Origin of the sequence: Paraburkholderia phytofirmans (assembly GCF_046028095.1) — a bacterium.
GTDB classification, from domain to species: domain Bacteria; phylum Pseudomonadota; class Gammaproteobacteria; order Burkholderiales; family Burkholderiaceae; genus Paraburkholderia; species Paraburkholderia phytofirmans_A.
The window spans coordinates 602,654-618,634 of the sequence record NZ_JAQQDJ010000003.1; the positions used below are offsets into that span (position 1 = coordinate 602,654).

The 15,981-nt window shown below is 63.8% G+C and carries 14 protein-coding genes; 7 read left to right on the forward strand and 7 right to left on the reverse strand.

From position 1 onward, the window contains the following. The first annotated feature begins 38 nt into the window (after window positions 1–38). A complete protein-coding gene (locus tag PQR54_RS11630) occupies window positions 39–914 on the forward strand; it encodes an NAD(P)-dependent oxidoreductase (RefSeq protein ID WP_408245658.1) in 876 nt (291 codons plus the stop codon). Window positions 915–945: 31 nt separating this feature from the next. Here PQR54_RS11630 and PQR54_RS11635 read toward each other — a convergent pair whose 3' ends face one another. Both PQR54_RS11635 and PQR54_RS11640 read right to left on the reverse strand, forming a co-directional pair. Beyond that, window positions 946–2,253, reverse strand: a complete 1,308-nt coding sequence (locus PQR54_RS11635) for a LysR family transcriptional regulator (protein WP_408245660.1) — start codon at window positions 2,251–2,253, stop codon at window positions 946–948. After that, window positions 2,250–2,951 (reverse strand): GntR family transcriptional regulator, encoded by a 702-nt coding sequence (locus PQR54_RS11640; protein WP_408245662.1) that lies wholly within the window; start codon window positions 2,949–2,951, stop codon window positions 2,250–2,252. The genes PQR54_RS11635 and PQR54_RS11640 overlap by 4 nt, the downstream gene beginning before the upstream one ends. A 454-nt stretch (window positions 2,952–3,405) precedes the next feature. On the opposite strand from PQR54_RS11640, the gene PQR54_RS11645 reads away from it, so the two are divergent. The 4 genes from PQR54_RS11645 to PQR54_RS11660 all read left to right on the forward strand — a co-directional run bounded on the left by PQR54_RS11645 (window position 3,406) and on the right by PQR54_RS11660 (window position 6,944). Next, entirely contained in the window at window positions 3,406–3,948 is a 543-nt protein-coding gene (locus PQR54_RS11645; RefSeq protein ID WP_408245664.1) for a hypothetical protein, read from the forward strand. A 59-nt stretch (window positions 3,949–4,007) separates the two neighbouring features. Further along, entirely contained in the window at window positions 4,008–5,228 is a 1,221-nt protein-coding gene (locus PQR54_RS11650; RefSeq protein ID WP_408245666.1) for a porin, read from the forward strand. Window positions 5,229–5,414: 186 nt separating this feature from the next. Continuing rightward, window positions 5,415–5,963 carry a carboxymuconolactone decarboxylase family protein gene (locus PQR54_RS11655; RefSeq protein ID WP_408245668.1) on the forward strand — a complete coding sequence of 183 codons (549 nt, stop codon included), beginning with the start codon at window positions 5,415–5,417 and terminating at the stop codon, window positions 5,961–5,963. A gap of 111 nt (window positions 5,964–6,074) precedes the next feature. Continuing rightward, the gene (locus PQR54_RS11660; protein ID WP_408245670.1) at window positions 6,075–6,944 is read left to right on the forward strand and encodes a helix-turn-helix domain-containing protein; all 870 of its coding nucleotides are present in this window, start codon (window positions 6,075–6,077) and stop codon (window positions 6,942–6,944) included. A gap of 57 nt (window positions 6,945–7,001) precedes the next feature. Here PQR54_RS11660 and PQR54_RS11665 read toward each other — a convergent pair whose 3' ends face one another. From PQR54_RS11665 to PQR54_RS11680, 4 genes are all read right to left on the reverse strand, one after another. After that, a complete protein-coding gene (locus PQR54_RS11665; protein WP_408246062.1) occupies window positions 7,002–8,195 on the reverse strand; it encodes a porin in 1,194 nt (397 codons plus the stop codon). Window positions 8,196–8,388: 193 nt separating this feature from the next. Then, window positions 8,389–9,705 (reverse strand): c-type cytochrome, encoded by a 1,317-nt coding sequence (locus PQR54_RS11670; RefSeq protein ID WP_408246064.1) that lies wholly within the window; start codon window positions 9,703–9,705, stop codon window positions 8,389–8,391. A 35-nt stretch (window positions 9,706–9,740) separates the two neighbouring features. Further along, window positions 9,741–11,519 carry a GMC family oxidoreductase gene (locus PQR54_RS11675; RefSeq protein WP_408245672.1) on the reverse strand — a complete coding sequence of 593 codons (1,779 nt, stop codon included), beginning with the start codon at window positions 11,517–11,519 and terminating at the stop codon, window positions 9,741–9,743. Continuing rightward, window positions 11,519–12,259, reverse strand: coding sequence for a gluconate 2-dehydrogenase subunit 3 family protein (locus PQR54_RS11680; RefSeq protein ID WP_408245674.1), 741 nt, complete (start codon window positions 12,257–12,259; stop codon window positions 11,519–11,521). The genes PQR54_RS11675 and PQR54_RS11680 overlap by 1 nt, the downstream gene beginning before the upstream one ends. A 478-nt stretch (window positions 12,260–12,737) precedes the next feature. On the opposite strand from PQR54_RS11680, the gene PQR54_RS11685 reads away from it, so the two are divergent. Beyond that, a complete protein-coding gene (locus tag PQR54_RS11685; RefSeq protein WP_408246066.1) occupies window positions 12,738–13,058 on the forward strand; it encodes a DUF1330 domain-containing protein in 321 nt (106 codons plus the stop codon). A gap of 11 nt (window positions 13,059–13,069) precedes the next feature. Here the strand turns inward: PQR54_RS11685 and PQR54_RS11690 are convergent, their stop codons facing one another. Further along, entirely contained in the window at window positions 13,070–14,629 is a 1,560-nt protein-coding gene (locus PQR54_RS11690; RefSeq protein WP_408245676.1) for a serine hydrolase, read from the reverse strand. Between the two features lie 258 nt (window positions 14,630–14,887). Between PQR54_RS11690 and PQR54_RS11695 the strand changes: the two genes are divergently transcribed. Next, entirely contained in the window at window positions 14,888–15,790 is a 903-nt protein-coding gene (locus PQR54_RS11695; RefSeq protein WP_408245678.1) for a LysR family transcriptional regulator, read from the forward strand. Window positions 15,791–15,981 lie beyond the last annotated feature (191 nt).

Genomic DNA, 15,981 nt, shown 5'->3' on the forward strand with positions numbered 1-15,981 from the left:
ATCCGCTCGCTTGTTGCGACGGTGTGGGAAACGCGGCCATGAACGATCTTGAACGCATTGCATTCGTCGGCTTCGGCGAGGCCGGCGGAATACTCGGTTGGGCGCTGGCCGCGAAAGGCGTGCAGGTGTCGATGTTCGACCTGCGGCGCGACGCGCTGCGTGAGAAGGCGCAGGCCGCGGGCGTTCGCGTCGGCGATACGCTGGCGAGTGCCATTGGGCGCGCGCAGATCATCGTCTCCGCGGTGACCGCGCAAGCCGATCTCGAAGTGGCGCAAGCGGTCGCGAGCTGCATCGAGCCGGAGCAAATCTACCTCGACATCAACTCGGTGTCGCCGACCACCAAGCAGCACGCGCAAGCTTGTATCGAGCACGCCGGCGCGCGGTATGTGGAGGCCGCCGTGATGGCGCCCGTGCCGCCTTATGGTCTCGCGGTGCCGATGCTGCTCGGTGGCGCCGAGGCCGTGCGCGTGGCGGCTCTGCTCACGCCGTTGGGCCTCGATGTGCGCGCGGTGTCGGAAAAGGTCGGCGTGGCGTCGGCCGCGAAGATGTGCCGCAGCGTGATGATCAAAGGCATCGAGGCGTTGACCGTGGAGTGCTTGCGCGCCGCACGGCACTATGACGCCGAGTCGATCGTGCTGGCCTCGCTGGCCGAAACGTTCACGAAGATGCGTGCCGACGCCGACGTGCCCGGCTATCTGATCAGCCGCGTCGCGGAACATGGCCGGCGGCGCGCGGCGGAAATGCGCGAAGTCTCGCAGACGCTGGAAGAAGCCGGCATCACGCCGTTCATGAGCGACGCGTGCGCGCGCCTGCAGGACAACATCGTGGATGCGATGCAGGAAGGTGGTATCGACTACGGCTCGTTAGCCACGCCATTCGACTGGCGCGTTTTCTTCGACGGTCTGCCGGATTAAGCGTTCAGACGATCGCACGCGTCCACCGCGACTAACTCGCAGCGATGCTGATCGTGCGCGTCACATCGACCACCGAGAGGCGAATCGCATCGATCAATGCGCGCGCGGCAGGCGAGGGCGTGCCCGTTGCGCGCACGGTCAGGCCGATCTCGCGCCGGGTGTTGTGCAACTGCACGTCGAGCACCACCAGTTGCCCGGATTGCACCTCATGATGCAATTGCTGCGCCGATAGCGCGGCGGCCATGTCGGTGCCGAACAGAAGACCGCGAATTACCGCGAGGTCCGCGGTTTCGACCGTGGGCATGGGCGGCTTCACTTTCATGCGCTTGAACTGCGCTTCGAACAGCGCGCGCGCCGGCGCGTGGCTGCGCGGCACGATCCACTGCGCGTCGCGCAAATCCATGATGGTCAGGTTGCGCGCCTGCGCAAGCGGATGATCGCGGCGCACCAGCACCACCATGTCTTCCGACATCAGGCGCTCGTTCTTCAGGCCGCTGCTGGCGTCGTTATCGCGCAGCGCGCCGAGAATGAAGTCGATGTCGCCCGCGCGCAGACCCGCGACGAGCGCTTCGTAACTGCTTTCGTCGGTGACGACCCGCACGCCCGGATTTTCCGAGGTCATGCGCGCGATCGCTTTGGGCAGGATCAGCGTGCGGCCGAGCGGCAGCGCGCCGACCGTCACCGAGCCCTGGATTTTGCCGTGCAATGCGGCGATATCGTCGGGCACGTGACGTAGTTCGTTCAGCGCGCGGCGCACGTGCAGCAGAAACGTTTCGCCTTCGGTGGTGAGCAGAATGCCGCGCGGGCTTCGATGAAACAGACTCAGGCCCGAGCCGCTTTCCAGCACGCGAATCGCGGTGCTCACAGCGGGCTGGCTGATGCCGAAGGTCTTCGCGGCGCTCGGCATGTGCCGGTGCCGCGCCAGCGCCACGAACAGCTGCAGCCGCCGCGTGTTGAGCAGATAGGCCGGCAATGCGCCTTCCGCGGCGGGCCGGCGGCGCGCCTGCCGCGCGCCGCACCAGTGCGCGAGTTCTTCCAGCTCCGCGAAAATCCGTTCGCAGCGCTGCAGCACGGCGCGTCCCACGGGAGTCGGCAGCATGCCCGACGGGCCGCGATCGAAGAGCGGCTCGCCGAGCGCGGACTCCAACTCCTGCACGGAACGCGTGACCGCCGATTGCGCGCGGAACAACGCGGCGGCGGCACGCGTCGCGCTACCCATATCGGCGACGAGTCGAAACGCGCGCAACTGCGCGAGGTTGAGTAACTCCTTGCCGCCCGAAGACGACGGCGCCCTGGCCGATGCCGGGTTGCCGACGGAGGACGTCGTGGCGCTCGTCATGCCGCGCCCGCGATCAGATGCAGCGTGGGCAGCGACAGGTTCAGGCTTTCCTTCGAAATGTGCGTGTGTTCCTTCATCAAGGCTTCCACGCGCGCGCCTTCGCCTTTCTTCAACGCGTCCGCAATCGCATGATGCTGGCGATGCGCGTACATCAGCATCATGAACTGGCGCTCCCTGGCGGATTCGTCGAAGGCGACCGTGGCGGGCGAGACAAACGGGATCTTGTCGTTCAGGCTCAAGGCCGCGCTCACGGCCATGTTTTGCGCGGCCTCGACGATGAGCGCATGAAAGCTCCCGTTCATGGCGGCGTAGCGCACGTCGTCGCCCTGGTTCAGACGCCCCTTGGCGAAGATCTCGTCGCCTTCGCGCAGGCACTCATCGAGCGAGGCAGCCAGCGCCGGGACCACGCCGCTCTCCGCGACTGAGCGCGCGGCGAGACCTTCGAGCACGCCGCGCACGTCGATGCCGTTCAGCACGTCATTGACGCTGAAGCGGCGCACGACATAACCGCGCCCGCCGGAACGATCCAGCAGCCCCTCCGATGACAGCACGCTCAGCGCATAGCGCAGCGGCGTGCGCGATACGCCGAGCCATTGCGCGAGCTGCGCTTCGACGAGCCGCTGGCCGGGCGACAGTTCGCCCGCCAGAATTTTCTCGCGTAGGGTCTGGACAATCGCCTGTTGGGTGGTCTCGTTCATTGCTGTCGACTCGTTGGACGCCGTCAAGTATAGCCATGCAAACGGCGCTTCACCACGCTTCTCGAGAGGCTTGCGACTTCGTTTCAGTGTCATCTGTTTTGTTTATTGCGAGTAGCGGAGCGGAAACTCGGACTAAGACCGTCCGCACGCGCTCGGGATACCGACGAGGCCATGCGCCGCGCGGGTTGCCGCGCCGCTTTGACCGCCCGAAACCTGCAATTCGAGCCGTTTTTGGCGTTATTTCTTCGCTCGTATCAGGTTTACCCGCACTTTCTACAAACCCGCACGATTCTTATCTTCGGATCCCAAGGCGGTTGTCACGGATTCCTCGCTGCTGACGGCGGCTTATCCGATCGACGAGCGGTTCCCGCGCAGCACAAAGCGTCTTGCGAGACTTCGCGCGCTGCTGTCCGTACGGCATCCCTGATGTGAGACGCGTTTCAAGGAGAGAGACATGAGTGGCAATTTCAGCGTGAGCGGAGCGGAACTCGCCGGCAGGTTGGCCGCTTCGCAATCGGCATGGCCGAGTCGCGCGGCGATGATTCGCGCCGGCGTGACCGGTGGCTTGATCGGCGCCGTGGTCATCTGGATTTATGAGGCGCTCGTGTGGGTGGGCGCGCAGCACATGATGCCGCTCGCCGGCATTCCTCGCAACGCGACCGGCCTCGTATTCGGCAAGGAGGTGCAGGCGTCGCTCGGGATCTGGGCGTATGTGGTGGGCACCGCGATTCACTTCGTCTTCGCGAGCGCGTGGGGCGTGCTGTTCGCGGCCATGTGGCCGTACTTCTGCCGACGCGGCTATGAAGCGACGCTGGTGGCGTTGTTCTACGCGGTGCTGGCGTGGATCGCCATGCATGTGGCGATCATGATCGCTTCCGACAACCATCCGAACTATTACGACCCGGCGGTGATCATCGGCGGATTCATGTCGCACATCTTCTTCACCGTGCCGTTGGCCTTGACGGTGAAACGGCGGCTGCAACAGGCCATGCAATAGCCAGGGCGCCGGCAAAAAAAGTATTTCAACAAAAGACGTAGCAATTGGAGATCTGGAGCATGAAAAAAAGTATCAGACGTGTCGACGCCGTGCTGTTCGGCGCGGCGATTGCAGCCGCCGTGCCGGCTTTTGCTCAAAGCAGCGTGACCTTGTACGGTATCGTCGACAACGGCCTGTCGTACACCAACAATCAGTCGACGCTCGGCTCGACCAAAGGCGGCAAATCGGATGTCAAGATGACGCCCGGCGTATGGGCCGGCAGCCGCTTCGGCCTGAAGGGCGGCGAGGACCTGGGCGGCGGCACGAAGGCGATCTTTCAGCTCGAGTCCGGTTTCAATTCGGCGACGGGCGGCCAGCAATACACCAACGCGATGTTCGGCCGCCAGGCATGGGTCGGCGTGACGAATCCCGCGTACGGTACCTTCACCGCGGGCCGGCAGTACGCGTCGTATTACCAGTTGCTCTCGCCGTACAGCCCGACCACCTGGATCACCGGCTACTACGGCGCGCATCCGGGCGATATCGACGGCCTCGACACGATCTACCGCGCGAACAACACGCTGGAGTACACGTCGCCGAAGTTCTATGGTTTGACGGCGAGCGGCTCGTATTCGCTGGGCGGTGTGGCGGGCAGCACGAACCGTGGTTCGACGTGGTCGACGGCGGTGCAGTATGCAATGGGTCCGGTGGGCCTTGCGGTCGGCTTCTCGCGGATCAACAACTCGACGTTGGGTGGCGGTGCGTGGGGCGCGGATTCAACCACCACCAACGGCGGCTCGCAGATCGGCGTCTCCGCGCTGACTAACGGCTATCAGACCGCGCAGGCGCAGCAACGGTTTGCGGTGGGCGGCGGCTACACGTTCAATAGTGCCTGGGATATCTCGGCCACGTATTCGAACGTGCAGTACATTCCGGGCACGGGTTCGAAGTTCCATGATACGCAGATCTGGAACACCGGTGGTCTGGTGCTGCACTGGAAGCCGGCGATCGCCTGGGACTTCGGCGCGGGCTATAGCTACACGCGTGCGACGCGCGCGAACGGCATCGACGACAACGCGCAATATCACCAGTTCAACCTGTCCCAGTACTACTCGTTGTCCAAGCGCACGGGTCTGTACGCGCTGGAGGCGTATCAGAAGGCGAAGGGCAAGACACTGGGCACCAATGGCGCGGGGCAGATCATCGACGCCACGGCGACGATCGGCGATGGGTATAACTCGACGCCGTCTTCGTCAGGCAGTCAGGTAGCGGTGGGGGTGGGGATTATTCACCGGTTCTGATTTGAAGTTTTTGTGATGCCATGGGCCGGGTTGCGACTGACGCACCCGGCCGTTTTATTGGCGCGTGCGTTCCCTCGCCGCGCCGTTTCTATTACATCCAAGGTAATTGCCGACCCTCACCCCCACGCCTAATCTTCGGTTGTCGCGCGGTTCACCCCGAACCCCGTTCACTATCGAGGACACATCATGTCGACGTTTCAGGTTCACACCATCGACTCCGCACCGGAACAATCCAAACCGGTATTGCGCCAACTCCAGCAGACCTTTGGCTTCATCCCCAACATCGCGGGCGCCATGGCCGAATCGCCCGTGCTGATCGGCGCGTTCATCAACCTGTTTCAGAAAGTCCACTCAGGCACGTTCACGGAAGCGCAGATACAAACGCTGTTGCTGACGAACGCCGTCACCAATGCATGCACGTGGGCGGTCGCATTTCACACCGCATTGGCGTTGAACGAGGGACTCGCGCCCGCCGATGTCGAAGCGCTTCGCGCAGGCCGCGCGCCTGCGGACCGCCAACATGCCGCGCTTGCCACGTTGACGAAAACCGCGGTCCAGAAGCGCGGCCATCTCGACGAGCGCGACGTGAGCGCATTTCTCGAAGCCGGTTTCCGCCGCGATCAGGTACTCGAAGTGCTCGCGGTGGCGGCGGCCTCGACGATCACGAACTACGTGGGCAGCATCACGCAACCGCCGTTGGAAGCGCAGTTTCAGGTCTACGCCTGGACGGCTTGATCTCGGAAGGGAACGCGCGGTCAGCGCTAGCGAGTATGCTGACCGACGAGTTCGGCCGACCTGCGCTCGCCGAACCCCTTATCTATATCGTCATGCGGACAGGAACACACGATGAATCCTGCGAACCCAGTCAAAAAAACGCCACCGAGCGATCTCGGCGTCCTGTTGCGTCACTGGCGAGACGTGCGCGGCATTAGCCAACTGGACCTGTCGTTCAATGCGGGCGTTTCACAGCGGCATATCAGCTTCATCGAAGGCGGACGCAGCGTGCCCAGCCGCCAGATGCTGATGGATATCGCGCAGGCACTCGATATCCCTCTGCGCGAACGTAACACGCTGCTGCTGGCCGCAGGCTACGCGCCGATGTATGCCGACGCCGCCTGGAATGCACAGGAAATGCAAAGCGTCACGAATGCGCTCGGACGCATGCTGCGTCAGCATGAACCGTTTCCGGCCCTGGTCATGGACCGCTACTGGAACGTTCTGATGACCAATGACGCGGCGCCACGCTTTTTCAATTGCTTCATCGACATGGCGGCGCGCAAAGGGCCGCGCAACATGCTGCATCTTGTGTTCGATCCGGACGCTATGCGCCCTTTCGTGAGCGACTGGCAAACTGTGGCGGACAGTCTGATTCAGCGGGTCTACCGCGAGTCGGTGGGCCGCGTGATCGATGATCGGACGCGCGAGTTGCTCGACGCGTTGCGTGCGTATCCGGATGTGCAAGAGAACAGGGAGGCGGAGCGTCCCGAATTGGCCGCCAAAGCCGAAGCCGCATCGGTGGCGGCCATGCCGGTGATCCCGATCGGCTTCGTCAAAAACGGCCGCGTCATGAAGTATTTCTCGATGATCGCGACTGTAGGCACGCCGCAGACGATCGCAGCGCAGGAGTTGCGCCTCGAATGCATGTTCCCCGCCGACGACGAAACCGAAGCGCGTCATCTGGAGATGCTCGACGCGGCGCCGCAGTCGCAGCGCTAGCTCAATCGGAAAGCCGCCGCTGCAGCCACCGTCGAACCGTAGCGCCGCGTTAATGCTTTAAAACTTATGCCGCACACCGATGCTGACAATCGCCTGCGACTGCGCGGCCGACGAGTGGCCATTACCCTTGTCGCTAACCGATGCGGTAGCCGCGACCGGATTGCCGAGCGCATCCAGCGTGCCGCCCGACGCGTGCTGGTAACCGCCCATCAGATAGACAGTCGAACGCTTGGACAGCGCATACTGCCCGCCGAGCGTCACGTTGTGATATTGCGCGCGCTCATCCACGCCATCCACTCCGCCGCCGCGCGTGTAGCTGTAACCCGCGAACAGTTGCACGGCGGGACGGATCGTCCATTGTCCGAACACGCCCGCGATATTGAACGTGGCGTGTCCCTTGAACAGCGAGTCCGCGCCGGATCGGTATTGCACGTTGCTGTAATTCACGCCGACGATCGCCGGCCCGAAATCGTACGTCGCGCCCGTCGCGATGATCTGTTGCGATTGCGCGCTGGCGTAGCCTTCGTTGATCGATGAATTGAACAGGCCGTCGTCCGTGCCGTTCCACTTGCCGTAAGTCGTATCCTGCGTACCGGTCTTGCTGTTGTCGGAGCGTTCGTAGCCGACGCCCACATGCAACGGGCCGTTGCCGTAGGCGGCGCCCACGCTCCAGGTGTTCTGCTGCTTCAGGCTGCCGGGCTGGCCGCCGAAACCGTACAGCGCGCCGAACGTGAAGCCCGCATAGTTCGCGCTCGTATACTTGATGGAGTTGTTGACGCGCGCGGTCTGATCCAGATCGTCGATATCGCCCGGATGCGCGCCGTAACCGCCGACCATCGCCACCGGGGCAACCGGCGAAACGAAGTCGTTCAGCGAGGTGTACTGGCGGCCCAGCGTGATCGTGCCGTACTGCTTGCTGCCGATCCCCACGTACGCCTGACGGCCGAACAGGCCGCCGTTCTGGCCGGTCTTGCCGTTCGTGATATCGAAGCCGTCCTCGAGCTGGAACAATGCGTTCCAGCCGCCGCCCAGGTCCTCCTGACCCTTGATGCCCCAGCGGCTGCCGGAGAGGTTGCCGCTCGTCACGGCGACGTTCGAGTGGCCGCTATAGTTGCCGATGGTGCCGGTGCGCTCGTTGCTGCGGTACGAAATGCCCGCATCCACGATGCCGTACAGCGCGACGGAACTTTGCGCGGACGCAATGCCGGCGAACGACATCAACAGGGGGGCGGCAATCCATTGCTTTTTCATCGTATTCATAGCCTGGTTGGAACTTCTATCTCAAGTCGCCTGGATGGCGATCTCTCTTTTTCCGCGCGCACTGATGCCCGCTCCTGACCAACGGGGCGGACTACGTGAAGCAGGGGAAGGGTGTGCGCAGCGGCGCTTGCCATGCTTGTGACGCGTCCCTTGAGTGGGACGCGTCACGCGAGGCCGCGTACGATCAGTGGCTCAGCGCAGCGCCTGGCGGCATGTCGGGCGCGTGCACCGTGACGGTCTTGCGGACTTTGGCGACATCCGTCGCGCTGACCGTCGAACCGGTGTTGCCCCAACTGGTGCGCACGAAGTTCGTCACGTCCGCGACCTCCTGATCGTTCAGACGCCAGCCGAAGGCCGGCATCGTGAACGAGGAGGGCGCGGTCTTCGTGCCTTCGAGCGTGCTGCCGGTGAGCAGCACGTGAATCAGCGAGGTGGCGTCCTTGCCCTGCACAACCGGATTGCCGCCTAGTGCCGGAAACACTCGGGTGTAGCCGCGGCCGTCGCTGCGGTGGCAGGCCGTGCAGTTGTCGCGATAGACGGCTGCGCCCGGCGCGGTGGCGTCGCCCATGCGCAGGGCGCGCGCGGCCGTGTCGTCGTACGCGTACGGCGTTTCCTGCGGATCGGTCGACGGCAGCGTCTTCAGATAGCGCGCGATCGCAGTGAGATCGGCGTCGCTCATGTGCTGCATGCTGTGCTGCACGACGTCCGTCATGCCGCCGAAGGCCGCACTGTGCTGCGTGCGTCCGGTCTTCAGGAATTGCACGAGATCGGCTTCGCTCCACGCGCCGATGCCGGTGCGCGGATTGCCGCGCAGGCTCGACGGAATCCAGCCGTCGATCGTCGCGCCGCCTGCGAGAAACGCCGGGCCGTCGAGGTCGCTCAATGCGCGTTCCTGCATCGTCACCGCGCGCGGCGTGTGGCACGCGCCGCAATGGCCGAGCCCTTGCACGAGATACGCGCCACGCGCGATCACAGGATCGGCGTAACGCTTCGCGTCGAACGAAACCGGCTCGGGCGCGAACAGGTGACGCCAGATGCCGAGCGGCCAGCGCATCGACAGCGGCCAGACGATATCGACCGGTTTGTTCTTCTGATTCATCGGCGCGACGCCTTGCGTGAAGTACGCATACAGCGCGTGCATGTCGTCCTGGCTCAGGCGTGCATACGATGGGAACGGCATGGCCGGATACAGCGTGTCGCCGTTCGGCTTCACGCCCGCACGCACCGCGCGATCGAACTGCACGAAGGTCCACGAGCCGATGCCGGTGTTGCGGTCCGGCGTAATATTGGTCGAGTAGATCGCGCCGATCGGCGTGTCGAATTTCAGGCCGCCGGCGAAAGGCTTGCCTGCGGGCGTCGAATGACACGCGATGCAATCGCCGGCCCGCGCGAGATACTCGCCGTGCGCGATCAGCGTGGCGTCGTTCTGGCTGTGTGGCGCCGCCGCGTGTGCGGCAAGTGCGGTCATGCCCAGCACGGCCGCCGCGCCCACGCGTTTCATCGCCTGCGTGAGGCGTTGGATATCGATCTTCTTCGTCATACGCTCACCAGCGGCCCGGGGTTCTTCAGATACTGCGTGCGGATCGCCCGCGCCGACCAGTAAGCCAGCGCCGCGACGAGGCCGGTCGGGTTATAGCCGATGCCCTGGGGAAACGCCGAGGCACCCATCACGAACACGTTGTGCACGTCCCAGCTTTGCAGGTAGCGGTTCAGTACGCTCGTCTTCGGATCGGTGCCCATTACCGCGCCGCCTACCAGGTGAGTGGTCTGATAGCGGCGCGAATCGAAGTGCGCGCCGAATTCGCGGGTATAGACGTTGATCGATTTCGGGCCCATCTGCTGCGCGATCTTGTGCATCTGGCCGGTCACGTAGCGCGCCATCTTGATGTCGTTGTCCTTCCAGTCGAAGGTCATGCGCAACAGCGGCTGGCCGTATGAATCGCGGTAGGTCGGATCGAGGTCGAGGAACACGTCGCGGTACGACATGTTGCTGCCGTGCGCGTCCATCGAAATGGTGTGCGCGTAGTGGTCTTTCACCGACTTCTTCCAGTCGGTGCCCCAATTCGGCGTGCCGGCCGGCGTGGCGATGCCGCTAACAGGTTTGGTGCCCGCCTGGTTCACCCACAATGGCGATCCGCCGACGAAACCCAGCGGGCCGTGATCGAAGTTGTCGGCGTTGAAGTCGTCGACCGCGACGCCGTTGCCGCCCGCGCCAATGAACGGATTGGTGAACGTGTCCTTGTCGAAGAACGCGGTGATGGTCGAGAGGTTCTGATACGCGAAATTGCGGCCGACCACGCCTTCGCCCGAGATCGGGTCATACGGCTTGCCGATACCCGAGAGCAGAAGCAGATGCACGTTGTGATACTGGAACGCCGCGACGATCACGAGATCGGCCGGCTGGAACACTTCGTTGCCCGCCGGATCGACATACGTCACGCCCTTGGCGCGCTTTTTCGTGTCGTCGAGTTCGACGCGCAGCACGTGGCAGCGCGAGCGCAACTCGAAGTTCGGCGACTGTTTCAGCGCGGGCAGAATGTTCAGATTCGGCGATGCCTTCGAATACATGTAGCACGCGTAGCCGCTGCAGAATCCGCAGAAATTGCACGGGCCCATCTGCACGCCATACGGGTTGGTGTACGGACCCGATGTATTCGCCGATGGCAGACGGTACGGATTCAGCCCGAGTTCGCGCGCGGCCTTGCCGAAACGCTCCGCCGAATACGTGTTCAATTGGGCGGCGAGCGGGAAGTTGTCGCTGCGCGGTGCTTCGTAAATGTTGCCGTCGCCGACTATCCTGCCGTTGACTTTGTACGCCTGGCCCGAGGTGCCGAACACCTTCTCGGCGAAGTCGAAATGCGGTTCGAGTTCGTCATAGCTGACACCGTAATCCTGAATCGTCATGCCTTCGGGAATGAAGCGCTTGCCGTAGCGTTCCTCGTAGTGGCTCTTCAGGCGCAATTCTTCCGGCGTGATGCGGAAGTGCACGCCCGACCAGTGCAGACCCGCGCCGCCGACGCCTTCGCCCGGCAGAAACGCGGCCAACTGGCGATACGGCAGGGCGGTATCGTTCGGCGCATGACGGATCGACACGGTGGTCTTCGAGAGATCGAGGAACAGCTTCTTGCGGACGTTATAAGTCAACTCGTCGATCGTGTTCGGATACGCGCCGTCCGGATAGGTGTCGCGGTATTCGCCGCGTTCGAGCGCGACCACTTTGAGGCCGGCTTCGGTGAGCTCCTTCGCGAGAATCGCACCGGTCCAGCCGAAGCCGACGATCACCGCGTCGACGTGCGGTTTGGTTTGAGTAGACATCAGGTGCGCTTTCCTTCGATCGACACGGGGTCATACGGATAAGCCGCGCCGTTCTGATTGACGAAGTCCATGAAATCGGCGCGCGCGCCGGGGAAGCCGATCATCTTCCAGCCGCCCATGTCGCGGTTGCCGCCGTGGATCGGATCGCAGAAGTAGCCTTCGCGCGTGTTTTGCAGCAGTTGTCCGAAGAACACCGCGGCTGGCACGTTGTCCAGATCGACCTTGCCTTTCTCGAGCGCGCCGAGCACGGTGTCGCGCGTGGCGGCGTCGAGAGTATCGAAGGGATGCGCGTAGGTCTTCGTGCAGTACGCGTTAACCGCCGCGATGCCGAGGCGGTACAGATCGCGGGGCACGAGCTTCAACTGGTAACCGAGTTCGGGCGCGCCCTGCGTGAACGGACCCTGCATGTACCAGAGCGCGCCGTGCGCGTACGGCGTATCCATCTGCCGGTCGATGAATTCGGGCACGCCGGCTTCGACGGCGCCGGGGCCTTCGCTGTCCGACGGAATCAGACGATCGACCGCGGCGTGGATGAACGCCCATTCTTTCGCGTCGAAGAAATGCGGCTTGTAGTCCACGCCGGACGCGCGGCCCGCGTTCGCGTTCGCGCTTTCGCTCGAACCCGGCGCGGAGGCCGTCGTGGATTGCTTGACCTCGCAGCCGGCGAGCGTGCCGGCCGGAACCAGAGCGATAGCCGTACGTAAAAAGCCACGGCGAGAGCTAATAGGGGATGAAGGCATGTTGTTCTAGTCACCAGATTGGAGCGCGCAATTGCGTTCCGGCAGTCATCGGATTGCCGGCGGGATGATAGATGGAACCGGTTCCAAAGTCTTTTAAGTTTTTTACAATAGCTTGTTTCGTGGAGTGATGAAATGCCGCATGTCGGCGAAAAGCCCTTTTGAATCAGGGGGATTGCCGGACCAGAACAGGGCGGCGACGGCTTTTCTTCAAACGCTAAGGATTGGATGCGCCTGTTGCGAGAACGAAACAGGCGCGGGTCGAGGGCTTCGAGGGGGCGAAGGCGGGTGTGATATCGAAGTTCGTGCTGGTCGAGCGGGTCATGGCGGCGCATCCCGCGTTTTTTGCGGCGCGCTTGCTTCGCGCACAACGCGGCGGGTTCTTTTACCTCACGGGTAATCGACGCACGTCACGCCCGAGTCGACCATGAGCGGCATGCAAGTTTTCGATCCGCATCCACTCATGATCAGGAGCCACGCCATGACCGCCTACGCGATTGCCCATCTGCACGACGTCGAACTGGGCGACGACATCGTCGAATACCTCAATTGCATCGACGCCACGCTTGCGCCGTTCGACGGCCATTTCATCGTGCATGGCGCACGCCCCGAGATACTCGAAGGCGAATGGCACGGCGATCTGATCGCGATTGCGTTCCCCGATCTCGCCGCCGCGCGCGCCTGGTACCGCTCGGACGCGTATCAGCGCATCCTGCCGCTGCGCACGCGGCACGCGCGCGGGCCGGTGATCCTGATCGACGGCGTGGACGAGCGGCACAAGGCAACCGACATCCTGAGATGAACGCGGCACGATCAACGCGTGAACGTCCCGAGCCCCTCCGCGTTGTAGTACTCCAGCGTCACCTGATTGCTCAGGAACGACACCTTGGAGATCGTCCCCGGCGCGGCGTTTTCGTTGACGAGCGTGAAGGTGAAGGTATCGCCGTCCCAATGCGAAAGCGGCAGGCGCAATGGCGTGGCGCCGATCGTCAGGAGCAGCGCGCCGTTCGCGGCCGTTATCTGGATCGGCCCGTAATAATCGTTGTTGTAGGTGCCGGTATAGGCGGACAGCGCCCGCGCCGGTAGCGGCGCCGCGGGCGGCGTCACGCCGACGAGCGAGCCGGCCGGTTTGTTGAGGTCCGCAAACGCGTTGCTATAAGCCGCAAACCAGTCGCGCTGGATGGAGCCGAACTGCACGATATCGAAGAACTGGGCAGTGAGCGTTTCCGGCACGCCGAGCGGATAGCCATTGGTGAGCGCGACGATCGCGCAGCCCGTCGACGGCACCACCACGAAGTTGGTCGCGGCGCCCGCGCCGAATGCGCCCGAGTGACTGTACGACGCGCGTCCCGCCGCAGTGGTGCCGACGTTGAAGCCGAAGCCATAGTAGGACGCGTTCTGGCCATTGCCGGCTGGCTGGATCTGCGATTGCTGGCTGATCGCCGCATTCAGCGCCGTGGCGTCCACGATGCGCGTGCCGTTGAACACGCCTTGGCCGAGCATCAGCGTCAGCCACTTCGCCATGTCGTTCGCTGAGGAACTCACGCCGCCCGCCGGCGCTTGTGCATCGGGCATCGAACCGAGTCCGACGACCCATTTGCCGTTGCGCTGCACGTGGCCGGTCGCCCGGTTCGCGCGGGCGATGAAATCCGCGTAGCGCGAACTGGTGCTCGCCATGCCGAGCGGCTGGTAGAGCGTGCGCTCCGAGAGCGTCGCCCAATCGAGTCCGGTCGCGGTGGCTACCGAAACCGCGCCCGCCGTCAGGCCGAAGTTCGTATAGAAATACGACCGGCGAAACGGCGCCAGCGGCAAATAACGCAGATGCTCGAGGATGGTGGTCTGATCGTAGCCCATGTCTTCCAGCAGATCGCCCGCGTGATCGGGCAAGCCGGAGCGATGCGCGTACATGTCGCCGACCGTGACCTGCGCGCTCACGGTCGGATCGGCCAGCGTGAACCACGGCAGATGCGCGCGCAGCGGTGTGTCCCACGAGACCGTGCCGAGGCCCACCTGATGCGCGACCACCATCGAACCGACCGGCTTCGACAGCGACGCGAGCTGGAACACCGTGTCGGCATCGACCGCAAGGCCCGAGCCGATCAGCCGCGTGCCGAAGCCCTTCGCATAGACCGTCCGCAGATTGCGCACCACGGCGACCGACATGCCGGGCACGCCGGTGCTGGTCATCAGGTTGTTGACGAGGGTGTCCAGTTGGGCGAGGGCGGCGTCGATCTGGGCGTCGGGCACCGGGCCGTTCGGATTGGTGTTGCCGCCGCTGCCCGAACTGTTCAATTCGTTGGAACCGCCGCATGCGGTGACGGCCCCGCATAGCGCCGCGCCGAGAAAGCGCCGGCGTCCTTGCACTGAGGTCATGTCATGTCTCCGGATAACTTCTTCTGGTTTATAGGGAACCAGGCATGGACGGGTTCCGCCGGCGTTGACGCGTCTTACGATGTTCGTTGCGTAGTGTAGGCAGCAAACAAGCGAATCGAAAGCCGGTTGCAGGCATGACAGGCATTCTGGCCTGGAGAAGGGCGTTACACTTGCCCATCTTTTTTGCCAGGGTCCCTTCATGCCGATGCCGGGTTCGCTGTCGGGTTCTTCGAGCTCACCGCGTATGAAGCAGCAACAATGGAAAACCTTCTCAAGAAACTCGACCTCACCTCATTGCGCCTGTTCGTCGCCGTCTGCCAGGAGCGCAATATCGCGCGCGCGGCGGAGCGCGAGTTCATCGCATCGTCCGCGGTCAGCCGGCGCATCGCCGAGATCGAGGCGGTGATCGGCTTGCCGGTGATCCAGCGCCAGTCGCGCGGCATCGCCGTGACGCCGGTCGGCGAGACCGTGCTGCGATACGCGCTGGCGATCATCGGCAATCTCGAGCAGATGAGCGCGGAGCTGTCGCGCTTTTCGTCGGGCGCGAAAGGGCGCGTGCGGGTGGTGGCGAATCTGTCCTCGATCGTGCAGTTTTTGCCGGAAGATGTGGCCGCGTTCGGGCGCGCGTTTCCGGAGGTGTCGATCGAACTGGAAGAGGAAAATAGCGCCGACGTGCTGCGGATTGTCGGTGAACACGCGGCGGATTTCGGCATCTGCAACTCGGTGGCGGGCAGCGAGGCGTTCGAGCAGGTGCCGTACCGGCAGGATCGGCTGGCGGTGCTGGTGCCGGGCGGCCATCGGCTCGCCGGTGCGTTACGCGTGAACTTCAATGACTTGCTCGATGACAGTTTCGTCGGGCTGCGCAGCGAGAGCGCGCTGACGCAACTGCTCACGCAACAGGCAGCCGGCGCGGGGCGGCAACTCGATGTGAAGATCCGCGTCAGCAGTCTCGACGCGCTCTGCCGGATGGTGCATGCCGGGCTCGGCATCGCGATCGTGCCTGAACAGGTCGGGCTGCTCTATTTAAATGCGCTCGACGTGAGCCTGCTGTCTCTGAGCGATGCGTGGGCGGTGCGCCACCTCATCATGATCTTCAAGGCGCGCGATCAGTTGAGTGCGAGCGCGGCGGCGCTGGTCGGGTTTCTGGGCAAGGGCGGTTGACGCGAGCCACGGCGGGCGAATCCGCAGGGGCAAAGCTGCGCCGGTGGCCGGCTGTCGTATGCTGGCGGTGACGCGCCAACGCCCGAACCACCGTGTCCAGCACGATCGCGCCAATCATCGCCAAACGAGAGGTCTGCGTTGCCGCACCGGCACTTCGGCATTGCCCGCGCGCGCCGTATAGTGGCCGCAAG

What these genes read in the sequence shown, in the direction of transcription:
- PQR54_RS11630 (WP_408245658.1), top strand. Translation starts at nt 39, where the DNA reads ATGAACGATCTTGAACGCATTGCATTCGTCGGCTTCGGCGAGGCCGGC.
- PQR54_RS11640 (WP_408245662.1), bottom strand. Translation starts at nt 2,951, where the DNA reads ATGAACGAGACCACCCAACAGGCGATTGTCCAGACCCTACGCGAGAAA.
- PQR54_RS11675 (WP_408245672.1), bottom strand. Translation starts at nt 11,519, where the DNA reads ATGTCTACTCAAACCAAACCGCACGTCGACGCGGTGATCGTCGGCTTC.
- PQR54_RS11660 (WP_408245670.1), top strand. Translation starts at nt 6,075, where the DNA reads ATGAATCCTGCGAACCCAGTCAAAAAAACGCCACCGAGCGATCTCGGC.
- PQR54_RS11635 (WP_408245660.1), bottom strand. Translation starts at nt 2,253, where the DNA reads ATGACGAGCGCCACGACGTCCTCCGTCGGCAACCCGGCATCGGCCAGG.
- PQR54_RS11690 (WP_408245676.1), bottom strand. Translation starts at nt 14,629, where the DNA reads ATGACCTCAGTGCAAGGACGCCGGCGCTTTCTCGGCGCGGCGCTATGC.
- PQR54_RS11685 (WP_408246066.1), top strand. Translation starts at nt 12,738, where the DNA reads ATGACCGCCTACGCGATTGCCCATCTGCACGACGTCGAACTGGGCGAC.
- PQR54_RS11695 (WP_408245678.1), top strand. Translation starts at nt 14,888, where the DNA reads ATGGAAAACCTTCTCAAGAAACTCGACCTCACCTCATTGCGCCTGTTC.
- PQR54_RS11645 (WP_408245664.1), top strand. Translation starts at nt 3,406, where the DNA reads ATGAGTGGCAATTTCAGCGTGAGCGGAGCGGAACTCGCCGGCAGGTTG.
- PQR54_RS11650 (WP_408245666.1), top strand. Translation starts at nt 4,008, where the DNA reads ATGAAAAAAAGTATCAGACGTGTCGACGCCGTGCTGTTCGGCGCGGCG.
- PQR54_RS11655 (WP_408245668.1), top strand. Translation starts at nt 5,415, where the DNA reads ATGTCGACGTTTCAGGTTCACACCATCGACTCCGCACCGGAACAATCC.
- PQR54_RS11665 (WP_408246062.1), bottom strand. Translation starts at nt 8,195, where the DNA reads ATGAAAAAGCAATGGATTGCCGCCCCCCTGTTGATGTCGTTCGCCGGC.
- PQR54_RS11680 (WP_408245674.1), bottom strand. Translation starts at nt 12,259, where the DNA reads ATGCCTTCATCCCCTATTAGCTCTCGCCGTGGCTTTTTACGTACGGCT.
- PQR54_RS11670 (WP_408246064.1), bottom strand. Translation starts at nt 9,705, where the DNA reads ATGAAACGCGTGGGCGCGGCGGCCGTGCTGGGCATGACCGCACTTGCC.